The following is a 970-nucleotide window of genomic DNA, read 5'->3' as shown; positions in this document are numbered from 1 at the left end:
ACTCAGAGTCACGAAAAGCTGTGAACAAGGCGGTCGAGACTAATTCATCCTTGTCCTACTTCTTCGATATTCATCGAGACGCTAATATTCCGCATGAAAAAACAACCGTGTCTATTAATGGGAAGTCATACGCACGCATTATGTTCGTCATTGGAGGCGGTAATCCGGCCTACAAGGAAAATAAGAAATTCGCTGAAGCGTTGCATGCACTCTTGAACAAAAAATATCCGGGAATATCTAGAGGCGTTTTGTTAAAAAGCTCAAGCCAAGGAAATGGCGAATATAACCAGTCCATCTCTAACGGGAGTTTACTACTGGAATTCGGAGGCATAAACAATACACTGCAAGAAAACCTTCTATCTGCAGAGGCTTTCGCAGATGTGTTCGCTGAGTATTATAAATCAAAAAAATAGTTCGTGGAAGAGAAGGCAATGCATCGAGTAAGAGGTGCGTTGCCTTATTTCATTACATGCATCGCCAACCAGCGTTTAAATCTTCATTTAAGTGATAGGTGTTATTATGTAGGAGAAGTTTAATTATAGTTTTAAGTTATAAAGTAAATAGTTTTTATATATTTAACTTATAACGACTGATGTGTGAAAATAGACCTATTACAAATGTTGGGGGACGATAAGATGAGTTCATCTCAGGTTTGGAAAGCGGACTTATATGACAGCAAGCTTGGTTTTGTATCTGAATTTGGCAAGGATGTTGTACAATTTTTAAAACCATCAAAAGATGAAAGCATCCTTGATTTAGGCTGCGGCACGGGCGACTTAACGTATGAAATCAGTAAGACAGGAGCGACCATGACGGGGATGGATTTTTCGGCAGAAATGATAGAGAAGCCGCAAAATAAATATGCTGAAATCACTGTTCTAGTTGGAGACGGACAAAACTTTAATTTGAATCAATCATTCGATGCTGTTTTTTCTAATGCTGCATTACACTGGATGAAGAAGCCAAAGTC

General features: G+C 38.9%; 2 protein-coding genes. Both read left to right on the top strand.

Features of this window, described 5'->3' with window-relative positions:
- A partial coding sequence (gene spoIIP / locus AC1DWN_RS34340; protein WP_477563282.1) for a stage II sporulation protein P occupies positions 1-413 on the top strand: 413 nt, incomplete at its 5' end.
- 222 nt (positions 414-635) lie between these two features.
- Positions 636-970, top strand: a 335-nt coding sequence (locus AC1DWN_RS34335; RefSeq protein WP_477563281.1) for a class I SAM-dependent methyltransferase, incomplete at its 3' end; no start/stop codon positions are given.

It is taken from the genome of Paenibacillus sp. P4_A7, from assembly GCF_056402455.1.
This window is presented reverse-complemented; position numbering and strand designations above follow the sequence as displayed.